Origin of the sequence: Streptomyces sp. NPDC056527 (assembly GCF_042794475.1) — a bacterium.
GTDB lineage: Bacteria > Actinomycetota > Actinomycetes > Streptomycetales > Streptomycetaceae > Streptomyces.
Genome location: NZ_JBHTTQ010000054.1, coordinates 1 through 17,090, shown reverse-complemented (window position 1 = coordinate 17,090; position 17,090 = coordinate 1). Strand labels below are relative to the sequence as shown.

The 17,090-nt window shown below is 71.2% G+C and carries 12 protein-coding genes; 9 read left to right on the top strand and 3 right to left on the bottom strand.

Going from position 1 to position 17,090, the window contains the following annotated elements; translation table 11 throughout:
* Position 1 precedes the first annotated feature (1 nt).
* The gene (locus ACFQ7Q_RS23750) at positions 2 to 1,144 is read right to left on the bottom strand and encodes a lipid-transfer protein (protein WP_383558542.1); all 1,143 of its coding nucleotides are present in this window, start codon (positions 1,142 to 1,144) and stop codon (positions 2 to 4) included.
* A 92-nt stretch (positions 1,145 to 1,236) separates the two neighbouring features.
* Between ACFQ7Q_RS23750 and ACFQ7Q_RS23745 the strand changes: the two genes are divergently transcribed.
* A complete protein-coding gene (locus ACFQ7Q_RS23745) occupies positions 1,237 to 2,787 on the top strand; it encodes a FadD3 family acyl-CoA ligase (protein ID WP_383558541.1) in 1,551 nt (516 codons plus the stop codon).
* Between the two features lie 90 nt (positions 2,788 to 2,877).
* Positions 2,878 to 3,525, top strand: a complete 648-nt coding sequence (locus ACFQ7Q_RS23740; RefSeq protein ID WP_383558539.1) for a hypothetical protein — start codon at positions 2,878 to 2,880, stop codon at positions 3,523 to 3,525.
* Positions 3,526 to 3,831: 306 nt separating this feature from the next.
* Here ACFQ7Q_RS23740 and ACFQ7Q_RS23735 read toward each other — a convergent pair whose 3' ends face one another.
* Positions 3,832 to 4,038: a hypothetical protein gene (locus ACFQ7Q_RS23735; protein WP_383558537.1), complete on the bottom strand. Its 207-nt coding sequence runs from the start codon at positions 4,036 to 4,038 to the stop codon at positions 3,832 to 3,834.
* Positions 4,039 to 4,248: 210 nt separating this feature from the next.
* Positions 4,249 to 7,206 (bottom strand): BTAD domain-containing putative transcriptional regulator, encoded by a 2,958-nt coding sequence (locus ACFQ7Q_RS23730; RefSeq protein WP_383558535.1) that lies wholly within the window; start codon positions 7,204 to 7,206, stop codon positions 4,249 to 4,251.
* A gap of 198 nt (positions 7,207 to 7,404) precedes the next feature.
* Here ACFQ7Q_RS23730 and ACFQ7Q_RS23725 point away from each other — a divergent pair, with 198 nt between their 5' ends.
* The 7 genes from ACFQ7Q_RS23725 (at position 7,405) to ACFQ7Q_RS23695 (ending at position 17,010) form a co-directional block, all read left to right on the top strand.
* A complete protein-coding gene (locus ACFQ7Q_RS23725) occupies positions 7,405 to 8,622 on the top strand; it encodes an amidohydrolase family protein (protein ID WP_383558533.1) in 1,218 nt (405 codons plus the stop codon).
* Positions 8,623 to 8,818: 196 nt separating this feature from the next.
* The gene (locus ACFQ7Q_RS23720; protein ID WP_383558532.1) at positions 8,819 to 9,739 is read left to right on the top strand and encodes an LLM class F420-dependent oxidoreductase; all 921 of its coding nucleotides are present in this window, start codon (positions 8,819 to 8,821) and stop codon (positions 9,737 to 9,739) included.
* A gap of 13 nt (positions 9,740 to 9,752) precedes the next feature.
* Positions 9,753 to 10,514 carry an SDR family NAD(P)-dependent oxidoreductase gene (locus tag ACFQ7Q_RS23715; protein ID WP_383558530.1) on the top strand — a complete coding sequence of 254 codons (762 nt, stop codon included), beginning with the start codon at positions 9,753 to 9,755 and terminating at the stop codon, positions 10,512 to 10,514.
* Positions 10,515 to 10,620: 106 nt separating this feature from the next.
* Positions 10,621 to 11,745: an LLM class flavin-dependent oxidoreductase gene (locus ACFQ7Q_RS23710; RefSeq protein ID WP_383558528.1), complete on the top strand. Its 1,125-nt coding sequence runs from the start codon at positions 10,621 to 10,623 to the stop codon at positions 11,743 to 11,745.
* Positions 11,746 to 12,002: 257 nt separating this feature from the next.
* Entirely contained in the window at positions 12,003 to 13,742 is a 1,740-nt protein-coding gene (locus ACFQ7Q_RS23705; protein ID WP_383558527.1) for an amidohydrolase family protein, read from the top strand.
* A complete protein-coding gene (locus ACFQ7Q_RS23700) occupies positions 13,739 to 15,190 on the top strand; it encodes an aldehyde dehydrogenase family protein (RefSeq protein ID WP_383558526.1) in 1,452 nt (483 codons plus the stop codon). Before ACFQ7Q_RS23705 ends, ACFQ7Q_RS23700 begins: the two co-directional genes overlap by 4 nt.
* Before the next feature lie 248 nt (positions 15,191 to 15,438).
* Positions 15,439 to 17,010 (top strand): APC family permease, encoded by a 1,572-nt coding sequence (locus ACFQ7Q_RS23695; protein WP_383558525.1) that lies wholly within the window; start codon positions 15,439 to 15,441, stop codon positions 17,008 to 17,010.
* Positions 17,011 to 17,090 lie beyond the last annotated feature (80 nt).

Genomic DNA, 17,090 nt, shown 5'->3' with positions numbered 1-17,090 from the left:
CTCAACTCCTCAGAAGGATCGCCGACGTGGGGACGCCCTCACCGGCGGTGACCAGGCAGGTGGCGGCGTTCGGTACCTGGGCGGTGGAGCTGCCGCGGAGCTGCTTCACGCCCTCGTTGATGAGGTTGAAGCCGTGGACGTACGCCTCGCTGAGTCCGCCGCCCCCGGTGTTGATCGGCAGCCGTCCGCCGATCTCCAGCGCGCCGCCCTCGGTGAACGCGGCGCCCTCGCCGCGGTCGCAGAATCCGTACCCCTCCAGGGAGAGCGGGATGAGCGGGGTGAAGGCGTCGTAGATCTGGGCCACGTCGACGTCCTGGGGACCGAAGTCGGCCTGCTTCCAGAGGTGTCGGGCGGCCGTCCAGGCGGGGCCGGAGAGCGGGTCGTCGTTCCAGTAGTTGACCATCCCGTGGTGCTGGGCGGGCAGCCCCTGGGCGACGGAGTGGACGTAGACGGGCTTCTGCCGGCAGTCGCGGGCCCGCTCGGCGCTCACGATGACGCACGCCAGCGCCCCGTCGGTCTCCAGGCAGTTGTCGAAGAGGCAGAGGGGTTCGCTGATCCAGCGGGCGGTCATGTACATCTCGCGGGTCAGCGGCCGCTCGTACATGATCGCGGCCGGGTTCTGGTTGGCGCGGTTGCGGCAGGCGAGGGCGACGTTGAAGAGGTGGTCGCGGGTGGCGCCGTACTCGTGCATGTAGCGGCGGGCGAGCATCCCGATCTCGTCGGTGGGGCGCAGCAGCCCGAAGGGCCGGGTCCACTGGCCGGGGGTGGGCAGCTGCACGGCGGTGTTCTTCCACGGCCGGGGGCCGCTGCCGCGCTTGCGGGACCGCCAGGCCACGCCGACGCTCGCCTGGCCGGTCGCGACGGCGGCGGCGAGATGGCCGACGGTGGCGCACGAGCCTCCGCCGCCGTAGCCGATCTTGGAGAAGAAGGTGACGTCGCCGGCGCCGATGGCCTTGGCGACCTCGACCTCGTCGGTCTCCTCCATCGTGTACGAGGCGAAGGCGTCGACCTCGGAGGGTGCGATGCCGGCGTCGTCGAGGGCGGCGAGGATCGCCCGGCAGGCGAGCGTCTTCTCGGACTCGGGGAGCCGTTTGGCGAACGGTGTCTGACCGATCCCGACGATGGCCGTGGCGTCCTTGAGCACTGCAACCTCCCCGATCGCGAGCTGCTGACAGCGCGTCAGGGTACAGCTAATCTGACGGATAGTCAGCTACGGGTGCGGCGGAAGGGACTGCAATGCGCGGTGACCTGGAATGGGGCTCGATAGCGGGGCTGGTGCGCTCGGCGGCCGAACGGTACGGGGCGGCGGAGGCGGTGGTCGACGGCCGTACCCGCGTCTCGTACGAGGAGCTGGGCGAGCGCGTGGAACGGGCGGCGGCGGCCTGTCTGGCGGCGGGTGTGGAGCCCGGCGACCGGGTCGGCATCTGGGCTCCGAACACCCTGGACTGGATCGTCTCGGCCCTCGGCGCGGTGACGGCGGGAGCGGTGCTCGTCCCGCTGAACACCCGCTTCAAGGGCACGGAGGCGGCCTATGTGCTGGCACGCTCCCGGGCGAAGCTGCTGTTCATCACGGGAACGTTCCTGGGGACCTCGTACGTCGCGTCCCTGCGCCGCGCCGGCGTAGAACTCCCCGACCTGGAACGGGTGGTGGTGCTCGGCGACGCCGCGCCCGAGGACTACACGACCTGGAAGGACTTCCTCGCGGAGGGCGAGTCCGTCTCCACGGCCGAGGTGCGGGCCAGGGCCGACGCGATCGACTCGTCCGCGCCCTCGGACATCATCTACACCTCGGGGACGACGGGCGCCCCCAAGGGCGCGGTGATCACGCATGCCCAGACACTGCGCTGCTACGGCATCTGGTCGGAGCTCGCGGGACTGCGGGAGGGCGACCGCTATCTGATCGTGAACCCGTTCTTCCACACCTTCGGCTACAAGGCCGGGATCATCGCCTGCCTGATGCGAGGGGCCGTGATGGTCCCGCAGCCCGTCTTCAACGTGGACACCGCGCTCGCGAACATCGCCGCCGAACGCATCTCGGTCCTGCCGGGGCCGCCGACCCTGCACCAGTCGCTGCTCGACCATCCCGCCCGGTCCTCCTACGACCTCTCCGCCCTGCGGCTCGTGGTCACGGGCGCGGCCGTCGTGCCGCTGCGGCTGGTCGAGCGGCTGCGCGGAGAGCTGGGGGTCGCCACGGTCCTCACGGCGTACGGCCTCTCCGAGGCGAGCGGCATCGTCACCATGTGCCGCAGGGGCGACCCGGCGGACGTCATCGCGACCACCTCGGGCCGCCCGATCCCCGACACGGAGGTCCGGCTCTCGGCGGCGGGCGAGGTCCTGGTGCGCGGCCACAACGTCATGAGCGGCTACTTCGAGGACGGGCCGGCCACCGCGGAGGCCGTCGACGCGGACGGATGGCTCCACACGGGCGACGTCGGCGTCCTGGACGAGGCGGGCAACCTGAGGATCACGGACCGCATCAAGGACATGTTCATCGTCGGCGGCTTCAACGCCTACCCGGCGGAGATCGAGCAACTCCTCGGCCTGCACCCGGACATCGCCGACGTCGCGGTCATCGGCGTCCCGGACCCGCGCCTGGGGGAGGTAGGGAAGGCGTTCGCGGTCCGGCGTCCGGGGTCGACGGTCACCACGGACGACCTGATCGCGTGGGCGCGGAGGGAGATGGCGAACTACAAGGTGCCGCGGGAGGTGGAGTTCGTCGGGGAGCTGCCGAGGAACGCGAGCGGAAAGGTGGTGAAGGGGGTGCTGAGGTCACAACTACGTCGCTGACCGACGGAACATCGGCTTCACCGTGGGCGCGCCCGGCACAATCCGCAACGCACTGCGTCCCCTTACCCATGTCTCCCCTTGGAGCAGCCGGTGTCGTCTCCCGAACTCCCCATCACCCTGACCCCGCAGCAGGCGGCGACGGGGGTGACCCTCACCCTCACACTGCCGACCGGTCCCGCGCACATACGCATCCCACCCTGCCGGCACGGGGACGTGATCCCGACCCAGGTCGGCAACAGCACGGTGCTCCTGCGCATCCAGGTCGCCGGCCCCGCGCAGCCCGCGCGCAAGGCGAGTCCGTGGGGCTGCCTGGTGACGCTCGGCGTGGTCGGCGCCGTCATCGCGGCGCTGGTCCTCACCGACGACGGCGACGACAAGACCCCCACGGCCGGTTCGCCGACGGTCCCGGTCACCACGTCCGCGTTCCCGACCGCCACCCCGACCACGGCCCCGACGACGGAGGCGCCGCCGGACCCGTACGCCAAGGGCACCTGCCTCAACGGACGTCTGCCGGACTCGACGACCGCGCAGAGCGTGAGCGACGTGGAGGAGGTCCCCTGCTCGGCCTCGGACGCCCACTACCGGGTGATCGAGACGATCCCCCTGACCTCGGACCTGAACCGCTGCAACGACAACCCGAAGACGCAGTACGCGTTCTCCCACCGCTACACGATCAACGGGGCGACGGTCAACGAGTACGTGTACTGCCTGGTGGGCCTGGGCTCGTTCGCCCGCTGAGCCGCAGGACGACGACGCCGCTTCCCCCGCGGCCGCCGGTCGGAAGACGCCGAGCCGGGGCGGCCGGCGGCCGGGGCGCGGTTCTCGCGGCCCGTCCCTCCCGCGTCCGCGTCTCGCGCAGAAGGAGGGGCCGGGCATCTGCCCGGCCCCTCCTTGTGGCTGTCCGGCTGTGGTGCGCCGAGCCCTGCCTGACGATTCCCCCCGGTTCGTCAGGCGTCCCCCGGACTCCCGCGCGTCCATGCCCGGACAGCAACGGTCCTGGCGGCTCCCCCGATGGCGCCGCCGCGACCGCCCCCGTGGGAATGATCAGCTGGTCTGGGTCGGCTTGAACGGCTCCGACGTGGCGTGCTGGTCCAGGGTCGTGATGTCGCCCCCGGTCGCGTGCTGGTCGAGCGTCTTGACGCCGTCGATGTCACCGCCGGTGGCGTGCTGGTCCAGGGTGGTGATGTCGCCCCCGGTCGCGTGCTGGTCCTGAGGCTTCACGACGGGGTTGGTCTTCTTCGGCTCGGTCATGATGAGTCCCTCCGTTGGTTGAGCGGTGGATTGTAGGGCCCGCCCGGCTGCTCCCCCGTGGGCCGCCGGACGGGCCTCTCAGGGCCGCTCACCCTATTGCGCCGGAGCGACGGCCTCACCAGTGACCCGTCTGCCCCCCGACGCGGCGGATCGATGAGAGGAGCATGGCGGTCGGCGATAAACGTTCGATGAACGCGCAGTCCGTGATGCCTACGCGGCCGCCGCAGGCGTCAGCAGGCTCCTGATCGCGGCGGCCTCGGGTGAGTCGAGACTCTCGTGGATCGCGAGCGCCTCGCGCCAGCAGGCCTGCGCACGGCCACTCTGCCCGATGCCGTCGAGGGCCTGACCGAGCACCGTGAGCAGGTTTCCCCGCCGCCATTCGCCGCCGATGCCGCTGAGTACCGCGAGCGCCTGCTCCGCCATGGCCGCCGCCTGCGCCGGGCGCCGGGCGGCCAGTTCGAGCTCGGCGAGCCGGAAGAGCGTCATGCCCTCCCACAGCCGCTGGCGGCTGTCCCGGAAGACGGCCAGGGCTTCCCGCAGCGCCGCGGCGCCCCCGGCGTGGCGACCGCTCTGCGTCAGGGCCATGCCGAGCGCGTAGCGGCCGTTCGCCCCGCGGAGCGAGTGCCCCATGGAGTCGTATATGGAGATGCCCTGTTCCGCCAGGGACACCGCGCTCGCCACTCGGCCCGTGGCCAGGTGGATGCGCGAGAGGTTGCACAGGGCGCTCGCCTCGCCGGGGCTGTTCCCGTCCGCGCGGAAGCCCTCGATCGCCCTGCCCAGATGCTCTTCGCCGTCGGTCTGCCGGGTCTGGTAGATGGCGATGATGCCCCGGGCGTTGGCCGCCCAGGGCAGGGTCAGGGTGTCCAGGGTCTGCTCGGCCAGCCGCGCCGCGTGTTCCGCGTCCCGGTCGGCTTCGTCGAACCGGCCCGTGTACGTACGGACGTTGGTGAGGGTCATGTACGCACGGCCCTCGGCGTGCTCGTCGCCGATGTCGTGCGCCGCCTCGCGCAGGGCCGCGGCCACCGATTCGTACTGCTTCGAGTTGGTGCCGGACTCGCCCAGGTCGATGCATGCCCACAGCAGGTCCACCGCCCGCCGCAGGGTGCTGCCCGAACCGGCCGACTGCCTGACGCAGGCCAGCAGGCTGTTCGCCTCCGCGTACAGCCAGTCCTGGGCCGTGTGGCGGTCGGTGAAGGTCAGGCCCTCGTACTCCGTCGGCTCCAGGTGGTCGACCAGGCGGTCGCCCGGCCGCTCGATCGCGTAGACGCGGGCCGCAGTCGACAGGTAGAAGTCCAGCAGCCGGGAGAGGGCCGACTCCCGCTCCACCGGCGGCTGTTCATCACGCTCGGCACACGCACGCGCGTAGAGGCGGACGAGGTCGTGGTAGCGGTAGCGGCCCGGCGCCGCGGACTCCAGGAGGGAGGTGTCGACCAGGGCCTCCAGGAGATCCTCCGTGGTGTGGAGTTCCAGGTCGAGGACGGCCGCGGCGGCCGCGAGGGAGATGTCCGGGCCGTCCGCCAGGCCCAGCAGGCGGAACGCGCGCGCCTGCGCCGGTTCCAGCTGGCCGTAGCCGAGTTCGAAGGTCGCCTTGACCGCGAGGTCGCCCGCCTGGAGCTCGTCCAGGCGACGGCGCTCGTCGGCGAGCTTCGCCGCCAGGACCGCCACGGTCCACGTGCGGCGCGCCGCCAGACGGGAGGCGGCGATACGGATCGCGAGCGGCAGGAAGCCGCAGGCAGCGACCACGTCGAGGGCCGCCTCCCGCTCCGCCGAGACCCGCTCGTCGCCGACGATCCGCGTGAAGAGCTGGAGCGCCTCCTCCGGCGACATGACGTCGAGGTCCACCAGGTGCGCCCCCTCCAGATCCACCATCCGGATCCGGCTCGTCACCAGCGCCGCGCAGCCCGCCGTGCCCGGCAGGAGGGGGCGGATCTGGGCCGCGTCGCGGGCGTTGTCGAGCAGGACGAGCACCCGGCGGCCGTCCAGGGTCGAGCGGTACAGCGCCGCCCGCTCGTCCAGCGAGTCGGGGATCGCGGAGTCGGGGGTGCCAAGGGCGCGGAGGAAGGCCCCGAGGACGGTTTCGGGAGCCGCCGCCCTCGCGCCCGCGCCCTGGAGGTCCACGTACAGCTGGCCGTCGGGGAAGTGCGGCCGGGCCTCGTGCGCCACGTGCACGGCGAGCGTCGTCTTGCCGACGCCGCCGATGCCCGCGAGCGCCGAGACGGCCATCACGGAGCCCTCCGCCGTGGCCAGCCGCTTGCTCAGGTCCCGGACGAAGGAGTTGCGGCCGGTGAAGTCCGGGACCGTGGCCGGCAGCTGCGCGGGCCGCGCCACGACCGGCGCCGGGGCCGATTCCTCCACCGGGCGGGCCAGTTCGGCGTCCGCCTGGAGGATCCGCTGCTGGAGGCGGGAGAGTTCCGCGCGCGGGTCGACGCCCAGCTCGTCGGCGAGGAGCCGGCGGGTGTCCGCGTACACGGCCAGCGCCTCGGCCTGCCGGCCGCTGCGGTAGAGGGCCAGCATCAGCAGTTCGCGCAGGCGCTCCCGCAGCGGATGCGCCGCCGTCAGCGCGGTCAGCTCGGAGACGGCCTCGGCGTGCGCCCCGGCCTCCAGGTCCATGTCGAGCCGGGTCTCCAGGAGCTGCAGACGCCACTCCTCCAGGCGTACCCGCTGCGTCTCGGCGTACGGCCCGGGCACGGAGGCCAGCGCCTCGCCGTCCCAGAGCCCGAGGGCCTTCCCCAGCCGGCTCCTCGCCGCGCCGCGGTCCCCGGCCGCTCGCAGCTTCTCGGCCTCGGCCACCAGCTCCTGGGCGACGTTCAGGTCCACCGCACCGCCCGGGACGCGGATCGCGTAGCCGCCGGCGTCGCTGACCAGGACCCCGGGGTCCAGGATCTTGCGCAGCCGTGAGGCGTACGTCCGTACCGCCGCCAGCGCCTGCGAGGGCGACTCGTCGCCCCAGATGGCGTCGATGAGCTCCGCGGCCGTGGCCGTGCGGCCCTCGCGCATCAGGAGCGCGGCGAGCAGGGCCCGCTGCTGCGGGGAGCCGGACGGCAGCGCTTCGCCGTCCCGCCAGGCGCGTACGGGCCCGAGCACGCCGAAGTGCAGGTCTCCGCCGCTGTGGAGACCCGCCCCCGGAGCCCGCTGCTCCGGTACTCGCGGCCCGTTCTCACGGTCCATAGCTCCCCCTGCCCGCACCGCTGGTTTCGCCCAAGACAGTCTGCCTTGTCCGGAGGGGGCACGTCAGCATCGGGTGACTGTCTGCACAAGTCCTGCAACAGGATCCGACCGGATCTCCGACCGGATCCGGCAGGTTCCGGCCGCTCCGGGCCTCCCGACTAGCTGACGGGTCGTCAGATCGGCGCTACCGTGAAACGCATGGAGACCTTCCCGAAGATCATCTCGGTGGACGACCACACCGTGGAGCCGCCTCACGTCTGGCGGGACCGGCTCCCGTCCAGGTACCGCGACACCGGCCCTCGGATCGTCCGGGCGCCCCTGAAGGAAATGACCTTCCTCGGCGGCAAGTTCGCGCCCGTCATGGGCGCGAAGGGCGACGACGGGCCCATCGGCGACTGGTGGGTGTACGAGGATCTGCATCGACCGCTCACCCGTCTCGACACCGCCGTCGGCTACGACAGGGACGAGATCAGGCTCGAGGTCATCACCTACGAGCAGATGCGCCCCGGCTCCTACAGCGTCCCCGACAGGCTCGCCGACATGGACGTCAACCACGTCCAGTCCGCGCTCTGCTTTCCCACCTTCCCGCGCTTCTGCGGGCAGACCTTCACCGAGGCGAGCGACCGCGAGCTCGGCCTCCTCGGGATCCGCGCGTACAACGACTGGATGGTGGAGGAGTGGTGCGGGCCGGAGGCCGGGGGCCGCCTCATCCCGCTCACCCTCATACCCCTCTGGGACGCCGAACTCGCCGCCGAGGAGGTGCGGCGCAACGCCGCCCGCGGGGTCCGTGCCGTCGCCTTCTCCGAGATACCGCCCCACCTCGGGCTGCCCTCGATCCACACCGACTACTGGGACCCGTTCCTGCGGGCCTGCGACGAGACGGGCACCGTCGTCGCCATGCACATCGGCTCCTCCAGCCGGATGCCGTCCACCTCCGCCGACGCACCGCCCGCGGTCGGCTCCACCATCACCTTCGCCAACTGCTGTTTCTCGATGGTGGACTGGCTGATGAGCGGGAAGTTCGAGCGCTTCCCCAACGTGAGGATCATGTACGCGGAGGGCCAGATCGGCTGGATCCCGTACATCCTGGAGCGCGCCGACGTGGTCTGGGAGGAGAACCGCGGCTGGGGCGGTGTCGCGGAGAAGGTGCTGCGTCCGCCGTCGGAGCTCTTCGCCGAGCACGTCTACGGCTGCTTCTTCGACGACGCCTTCGGGCTGAAGAACCTCGACGCGATCGGCGTCGGCAACGTCCTGTACGAGACCGACTACCCGCACTCCGACTCCACCTGGCCCAAGTCCCGGGAGGTCGGCGAGGCGCAGATGGGCCACCTGGCGCCGGACGTGGTGGAGCGGATCGTGCGCGGCAACGCGATCGAGCTGCTCGGCCTCACGGCGGACGGGCTCTGGGTGCCGTGACACCACGGCGAGCGGCCGCCCCCCGTCGTGGGGGTGCGGCCGCTCCTGCGTGCGCCTCTGCCCCGGAGGGTCGCCGGTCGTCTCTCTCCCGGCCCGTGGGTCCCGTCACCGCACACCTCTTGTCTGATGGGTCGTCAGACGCAAGCATGAGAGCCGCCGATCGATATGACGAATCGTCAGATCCGGAGGGATCGCCATGGTGGTCTACGGGATGCAGCTCCCGGTCCAGTCGCAGAGCACGATCTACGCCGAGCCCTGGGAGGCCGCCGCCGGGCCCGCCGATCTCGTCGAGATCGCCCGCACCGCCGACCGGACCGGCTTCGACTACGTCGCGTGCTGCGACCATGTCGCCATCCCGCGCCGTCTGGCCGGACCCATGAGCACCGTCTGGTACGACCCGGTCGCCACGCTCTCCTTCCTCGCCGCCGCCACCGAGCGCGTCCGGCTGCTGTCCCATGTCGCCGTCGTCGGTCTGCGCCACCCGCTGGTGAGCGCCAAGGCGTACGCGACCCTCGACCACCTCTCCGGCGGCCGGCTGGTCCTCGGCGTCGGGGCGGGCCATGTGCGAGAGGAGTTCGAGGCCGTCGGGGCCGACTTCGAGGGCCGCGGAGGCGTCCTCGACGAGACGATCGACGCCCTGAAGGCGGCGCTCGGTCCGGAGGAGTACCCGGAGCACGCGGGTGAGCGGTTCGCCTTCAAGGGCCTCGGCCAGATGCCCAGGCCGGCCCAGGAGCGGGTGCCGGTCTGGGTCGGCGGCTCCTCGCCGGCGGCCGTGCGCAGAGCGGCGCTCCGGGGCGACGGCTGGCTGCCGCAGGGCGACCCGAGGGAGAAGCTGCCCGCGCAGATCGCCCGGCTCGGCCGCCTGCGCGCCGAGGCCGGGATCGAGGACCCGATCACCGTCGGGGCGATCGTCGAGCCCCTCTACGTCGGCGAGGCCGGCTGGGAGGTCGGACGGCGGACGCTGACCGGGAAGCCGGAGGCCCTCGCCGAGTCGCTGCGCGCGTACGGCGAGATGGGCGTGCATCAGATCCAGGTCCGGTTCCGCTCCCGGAGCCGTGCCGAACTCACCGATCAGATGGCGGCGTTCGCCGCCGAGGTCGCCCCCCACCTGAGCTGAGGAGTGGACGGACATGGGCAAGCTGGACGGGCGCGTCGTCGTCGTGACGGGTGCGGCGCGCGGGCAGGGCGAGCAGGAGGCGCGGCTCTTCGCCGCCGAGGGGGCGCGGGTCGTCCTCGCCGACGTGCTCGACGACCAGGGCGAGGCGCTCGCCAAGGAGCTGGGGGAGGAGCGGGCCGCGTACGTCCACCTCGACGTGACGAAGGAGGAGGAGTGGGCGGGCGCGGTCGCCGCCGCCAAGGAGCGCTTCGGCCGGATCGACGGACTCGTCAACAACGCCGGCATCCTCCGCTTCAACGAGCTGGTGGCCACCCCGCTCGACGAGTTCCAGGCGATCGTGCAGGTCAACCAGGTCGGCTGTTTCCTGGGGATCCGCACCGTCGCGCCGGAGATCGAGGCGGCCGGCGGCGGGACGATCGTCAACACCGCCTCGTACACGGGAGTCACGGGCATGGCGGGCGTCGGCGCGTACGCCGCGACCAAGCACGCCGTGCTCGGGCTCACCCGCGTGGCGGCGCTGGAGCTGGCGGCCAAGGGGATCCGGGTCAACGCGGTCTGCCCGGGCGCGATCGACACCCCCATGAGCAACCCGGAGGGCGTGGACCCGGCGGCGACGGCCGAGCTCTACCGGAAGCTGGTGCCGCTGGGGCGGATCGGGCGGCCGGAGGAGGTCGCGGCGCTCGCGCTCTTCCTGACCTCGGAGGACTCCGCGTACATCACCGGTCAGCCCTTCGTCATCGACGGCGGCTGGCTGGCCGGAGTGAGTCTGTTCTGAACAGTTCTGACGATCCATCAGGTATTGACGCACCCGTCACGTGGTGCGAAAGTCGGGCACAGGAAATCTGACGGTACGTCAGAAACAATGAGGACGGTGAACCCCCTTGGAATTCGGGATCTTCGTACAGGGATACGTCGGCAAGCGGGCCGAGACCGATCCCGAGGCCGAGCACAAGGCGCTGATGGAGGAGACCGAGTACGTCATCCAGGCGGACAGGTCCGGGTTCAAGTACGCCTGGGCGTCCGAGCACCACTTCCTGGAGGAGTACTCGCACCTCTCGGCGAACGACGTCTACCTGGGCTACCTCGCCCACGCCACCGACCGGATCCACCTCGGCTCCGGCATCTTCAACCCCCTCGCGCCGGTGAACCACCCGGTCAAGGTCGCCGAGAAGGTCGCCATGCTCGACCATCTCTCCCAGGGGCGCTTCGAGTTCGGCTCGGGGCGCGGGGCGGGCTCCCACGAGATCCTCGGGTTCATGCCGGGCATCACCGACATGAACCACACCAAGGAGATCTGGGAAGAGACCATCGCCGAGTTCCCCAAGATGTGGCTCCAGGACGAGTACGTCGGCTTCCAGGGCAAGCACTGGTCCCTGCCGCCGCGCAAGGTCCTGCCCAAGCCGTACGGGAAGTCCCACCCGGCCATGTGGTACGCGGCCGGGTCCCCGTCCTCGTACGCCATGGCCGGCAAGAAGGGGCTCGGCGTCCTCGGCTTCAGCGTGCAGAAGGTCTCCGACATGGAGTGGGTCGTCGAGTCGTACAAGACGGCCGTCAAGGAGGCCAAGGCCGTCGGCGGCTTCGTCAACGACAACGTGATGGTCACGTCGACCGCGATCTGCGCGGAGACGCACGACAAGGCCGTCGAGATCGCGGTGGGCGGCGGGCTCAACTACCTGCAGTCGCTGCTCTTCCGCTACCACGACACCTTCCCGCGTCCCGAGGGCATTCCGGAGTGGCCGGAGCTGCTGCCGGAGTACAGCGCCGAGATCATCGAACTCCTCATCGCCGAGGAGCTGATGATCTGCGGCGACCCGGAGGAGGTCCTGGGCCAGTGCAAGCGCTGGGAGCAGGCGGGCGCGGACCAGCTGTCGTTCGGGCTGCCGATCGGGGTCTCGTACGAGGACACGATGAACTCGATCAAGCTGATCGGTGAGCACGTGATCCCGAAGATCGACACGGACCCGGTCCACCGCACGACCCGCTTCCGGCAGCAGGCCGGGGAGTAGGGCCCCGAACCGGGGCGGTGTCTTCCCGGACCACCGTCCCGACCGGCCCCGGTCGGGGACGTCGTAGCCGCGGCCGGCTACCGCGTCCCCGACCGGGGCATGTCCGGCCCGTCGTGGGCGACTGTTCCGCTGGGGTCCCCCAGGGCGAAGCCCCGGGCGGAGGAACCGGTGGGCACGACCCACCGGGCCGCGCAGGGCTCCGCGGGCCCGTGCCCCGGGTCCCGCACTGAGCATCCCGTACGGAGGAAAGGGACCCCATGCTCGACCACCTCATCAAGGGCGCCACCGTCGTGGACGGCACCGGCGCCCCCGCCTTCGTCGCCGACGTCGGCATACGCGAGGGGCGCATCGCCCTGATCGCCGCGCCCGGTACGACGACCGAGAGCGCCCGCACCACCGAGGACGCCACCGGCCTCGTCCTCACCCCCGGCTTCGTCGACCCCCACACCCATTACGACGCCCAGCTCTTCTGGGACCCCTTCGCAACCCCCTCCATGAACCACGGCGTCACCACCGTCGCCGGCGGCAACTGCGGCTTCACCCTCGCGCCCCTCCACCCGGAGCGGCCCGAGGACGCCGACTACACCCGCCGCATGATGTCCAAGGTGGAGGGCATGGCCCTCAAGGCCCTGGAGGAGGGCGTCGACTGGACCTGGTCGTCCTTCGCCGAGTACCTCGACGCCCTCGAAGGACGGATCGCCGTCAACGCCGGCTTCATGGTGGGGCACTGCGCCCTGCGCCGGTACGTGATGGGGGCCGAGGCCGTCGGCGGGCAGCCCACGACCGAGCAGCTGGAGGCGATGGTCGGGCTCCTCAAGGAGGCCATGGACGCCGGCGCCTGGGGCCTGTCCACCACCCAGTCCTCCACCCACTCCGACGGCGAAGGCGCCCCCGTCGCCTCCCGGCATGCCACGCCCGCCGAGCTCATCGCGCTCTCCCGGGCCGTCGGCGAACACGAGGGCACCCAGCTGGAGGCGATCCTCGCCGGCTGCCTCGACCAGTTCTCCGACGAGGAGATCGACCTCTTCGTCGACATGACGGCGGCCGCCGGCCGGCCCCTGAACTGGAACGTCCTCACCATCGACGCGGGCGTCCCCGAGCGCGTCCCGCGCCAGCTCGTCGCCTCCGAACGCGCCCGCAAGTCCGGCGGCCGGATCGTCGCGCTCACCATGCCGATCCTCACCCCCATGAACATGTCGCTCGGCACCTTCTGCGCCCTCAACCTCATCCCCGGCTGGGGCGAGATCCTGGCCCTTCCCGTCCCCGACCGGATCGCGAAGCTGCGCGACCCGGACGTGCGGGCCGAGATGCTGCGCCGCGCCGACTCCAAGGAGGCCGGTGTCTTCCGCCGCCTGGCGAACTTCGGCCGGTACGTCATCGGGGACACGTACTCCGACGAGAACCGGGGGCTCACCGGACGGGTCGTCCGCGACATCGCCGCCGAGCGCGGCCAGGACTCCTTCCAGTGCCTCGTCGAGATCTGCGCCAACGACGAGCTGCGGACCGTGCTGTGGCCCATGCCCACCGACAACGACCCCGCCTCCTGGGCGCTCCGCCGCGAGACCTGGGACCACGAGGACGTGATGCTGGGCGGCTCCGACGCCGGCGCGCACCTGGACCGCATGTGCGGCGCCCCGTACACCACCCGCTTCCTCGGCGACTGTCTGCGCGGCCGGAAGCTGCTCCCTCTCGAACAGGCGGTGAAGATGCTCACCGACGATCCGGCCCGGCTGTTCGGGCTGCGTGAGCGGGGGCGGATCGTGGAGGGCTTCCACGCCGATCTGGTCCTCCTCGACCCCGAGCGGATCGACGCGGGACCGGCGACCCTGGTGCACGACCTGCCGGGCGACAGCCCCCGGCTCGACTCGCGGGCGATCGGCGTCGTGTCGGTCCGCGTCAACGGCGTGGAGACCATCCGCGACGACGAGGTGACCGGCGCGATACCGGGCAAGGTGCTGCGCTCCGGCCGCGACACGAGGACGGTGTCCACCAGGTGACTCAGCGACTGTTCATCGACGGCGAGTGGGTCGAGCCCGACGGCGGGCACTACGAGGTGGTCGACCCGGCCACCGAGGAGGTCGTCGGCCTCGCGCCCGAGGCCTCCCGCGCCCAGGTGTACGAGGCGGCCGCCGCCGCCCGCGCGGCCTTCGACTCCTGGTCCCGTACCAAGCCGGAGGAGCGGGCCGCGATCCTCGACCGGGCCGCGGACCTGATGGCCCGCGACGCCGAGGCGAACACGGTCCTCGCACAGGCCGAGACGGGGGCGACGACCGGCACCGCGCGCGGGATGCAGGTCGCCGTCGGCTCCTCCCGCTTCCGCCGGTACGCGCGCGGCGCCCTGGAACCGGTCGAGCAGGCGCTGCCCCCGCAGATCAACGAGGCCGGGCCGATGGGCAGGGCCGGGGTCTTCGGCGCGGTGGCGGTACGACGCCCGGTCGGCGTGGTCACCTGCATCACCTCTTACAACAATCCCTGGGCCAACCCGGCCGGCAAGATCGCCCCGGCGCTCGCCATGGGCAACACGGTGGTCGTGAAGCCCGCCCCGCAGGACCCGCTCTCCGTGTACGCGATGACCCGTGCCCTGGAGGAGGCCGGCGTCCCGGCGGGCGTCGTCAACGTCGTCACGGGGACGAGCACGGACGTCGGCGAGGCGGCCGTCGACTCCCCGGACGTCGACATGGTCTCCTTCACCGGCTCCACCGCCGTCGGGCAGCGCATCGGCGAGGTCTGCGGGCGGGAGCTGAAGCGGCAGCTGATGGAGCTGGGCGGCAAGGGCGCGGCGCTCGTCTTCGACGACGCCGACCTGGACTCCGCCGTGATGGGGATCGGCACCACCTTCTCCTTCTACAGCGGACAGATCTGTACGGCCCCGACCCGGGTCCTCGCCCAGCGCGGGATCCACGACCAGCTGATCGAGAAGCTCACCGGTTATCTGGCCTTCATGAAGGTGGGGGACCCGACGGCGCAGGGCACCGTGGTCGGGCCGGTGATCTCGGCGGCCCACCGCGACCGGGTGGAGTCGTACATCGCCCTGGGTCGGAAGGAGGGGGCCCGGGTCGTCGTGGGCGGTGAGCGGCCGGACCTCGCGAAGGGCTTCTACGTGGCCCCGACCCTGCTCGCGGAGTGCACGAACGACATGCGGGTGGTCCGCGAGGAGATCTTCGGTCCGGTCGTCGTGGTCGTCCCCTTCGACGACGAGGAGGAGGGCGTCGCGCTGGCGAACGACAGCGACTACGGGCTGATCGACTACGTGTGGTCCGGGGACGTGGCCCGCGCTTTCCGTGTCGCGGCGCGGCTGCGGGCCGGCGGCGTCGGGGTGAACACCATCGGACGGAACATGGAGGCGCCGTTCGGCGGCTTCAAGAAGAGCGGTGTGGGACGGGACGTGGGGTCCTACGCGCTCCATGCGTACAGCGAGACGCAGGCGGTGGTCTGGCCCGGCTGATCCGCTCCCCGCACGGCCCCGAAAATACTTCGGGAAAATTTGAAACCGGACATTCGGGACAGTGCTGCGGTTCCCGCATATCGGACGGCCTCTGAGACGCCTACCAATCGGTCGGTGTGGGCGGCTGGTCGATCTTTCAATCAATGCCGAGAGGGTCCCGTCGACCTCTCAATGCAAGGTGAAGATCGCTGAACGCTCTGGAGTCAGATCTTCCGGATGTGGAAACCGCAGCACTTAACGTCCTGTTCATGACTCAGGTGGATGCACGGCCCCAGGCCGGAGACACGGTAAGGGGCGTCACCGCCTCGGGCGACACCCATGGCGTACGCACCAAGGGACTCGGCGGGAACTCCGTCGGGCTGATGGGCAGTGCCGTCATCGGCATCTCGACCGTCGCCCCCGTCTACTGTCTGACCTCGACGCTCGGCTCCACGGCCGGCGAGGTCGGACTCCAGATGCCCGCGATCTTCCTCGCCGGCTTCCTCCCGATGCTGCTCGTCGCCTTCGCGTACCGCGAGCTGAACCGGGTCATGCCCGACTGCGGCACCTCCTTCACCTGGACCGTGAAGGCCTTCGGCCCCAAGATCGGCTGGATGTGCGGCTGGGGCCTCGTCATCGCGACGATCATCGTGCTCTCCAACCTGGCCGGCGTCGCGACCTCCTACTTCTGGCTCCTCGCCGGTGAGATCACGGGCAGCGAGTCGATCGCCGCCCTGGACGACAACAAGGCCGTCCACATCCTCACCTGCCTCGCGCTCATCGCCGTCGCCACCGCGATCAGCTACCGCGGCATGACCGCCACCAAGGGCGTGCAGTACGCCCTCGTCGGCCTCCAGCTCGTCGTCCTCGCGCTCTTCGTCGCGATGGCCTTCCAGAAGGCCGGCAGCGGCGCCTTCGACACCGGGCTCTCCTTCTCCTGGGAGTGGATGAACCCGTTCGCCGTCCAGTCCTTCGCCGCCTTCACGGCCGGTCTGTCCCTCTCGATCTTCATGTACTGGGGCTGGGACGCCTGCATGGCGACCAACGAGGAGACCACCGGCAGCACCAAGACCCCCGGCCGCGCGGCGCTCATCGCGATGGTCGTCCTGGTCGGCTCCTACCTCGCCACCGGCGTCGCCGCGCAGATGGCCGTCGGCTCCGGCGACAGCGGGCTCGGCCTCGCCAACCCGGAGACCTCCGACAACGTCTTCGCCGCCCTCGCGGGCCCGGTCATGGGCCCCGCCCTCGGCATCCTGCTCTTCATCGCCGTCCTCGCCTCGGCGGCGGCCAGCCTCCAGACGACGTTCATCCCGGTGGCCCGCACAGTGCTGGCGATGTCGACGTACGAGGCGCTCCCCGCGTCCTTCGCCAAGGTCCACCCTCGCTTCAAGGTGCCCGGCAAGGCCACGATCATCGCGGGCGTCGCCACCGGCGTCTTCTACACGGTGATGACCCTGGTCAGCGAGAACGTCCTGGTCGACACGATCTACGCGCTCGGCCTGATGATCTGCTTCTACTACTCGCTGACCGCGTTCGCCTGCGCCTGGTACTTCCGCAAGGAGCTCTTCCGCTCCGGCCGGGACTTCGTCTACAAGGGCCTGTGCCCGGTCCTCGGCGGCATCCTGCTGACCGCGGTCTTCGGCAAGACGCTGTACGACATGTGGGACCCGGCCTACGGCAGCGGCTCCTCGGTCTTCGGCGTCGGCTCGGTCTTCGTGATCGGTGTCGGACTGCTGCTGGTCGGCGTGGTGATCATGCTGGTGATGCAGCGCAAGAGCCCGGCGTTCTTCCGGGGCGAGGTGCTCACGAAGGAGACGCCGTCGCTGGTGGTGGCGGACTGAGGCCGCGGGTGTGCACCCCTGAGTCATGAACGAACGAGGTGGGGGGGCCCCCCGGCCGGCCCCCCCCCCCCGGCCGGCGC

Coding starts and splice junctions, on each gene's coding strand:
- ACFQ7Q_RS23715 (WP_383558530.1), top strand. CDS start 9,753: ATGGGCAAGCTGGACGGGCGCGTCGTCGTCGTGACGGGTGCGGCGCGC.
- ACFQ7Q_RS23735 (WP_383558537.1), bottom strand. CDS start 4,038: ATGACCGAGCCGAAGAAGACCAACCCCGTCGTGAAGCCTCAGGACCAG.
- ACFQ7Q_RS23705 (WP_383558527.1), top strand. CDS start 12,003: ATGCTCGACCACCTCATCAAGGGCGCCACCGTCGTGGACGGCACCGGC.
- ACFQ7Q_RS23745 (WP_383558541.1), top strand. CDS start 1,237: ATGCGCGGTGACCTGGAATGGGGCTCGATAGCGGGGCTGGTGCGCTCG.
- ACFQ7Q_RS23720 (WP_383558532.1), top strand. CDS start 8,819: ATGGTGGTCTACGGGATGCAGCTCCCGGTCCAGTCGCAGAGCACGATC.
- ACFQ7Q_RS23730 (WP_383558535.1), bottom strand. CDS start 7,206: ATGGACCGTGAGAACGGGCCGCGAGTACCGGAGCAGCGGGCTCCGGGG.
- ACFQ7Q_RS23695 (WP_383558525.1), top strand. CDS start 15,439: ATGACTCAGGTGGATGCACGGCCCCAGGCCGGAGACACGGTAAGGGGC.
- ACFQ7Q_RS23725 (WP_383558533.1), top strand. CDS start 7,405: ATGGAGACCTTCCCGAAGATCATCTCGGTGGACGACCACACCGTGGAG.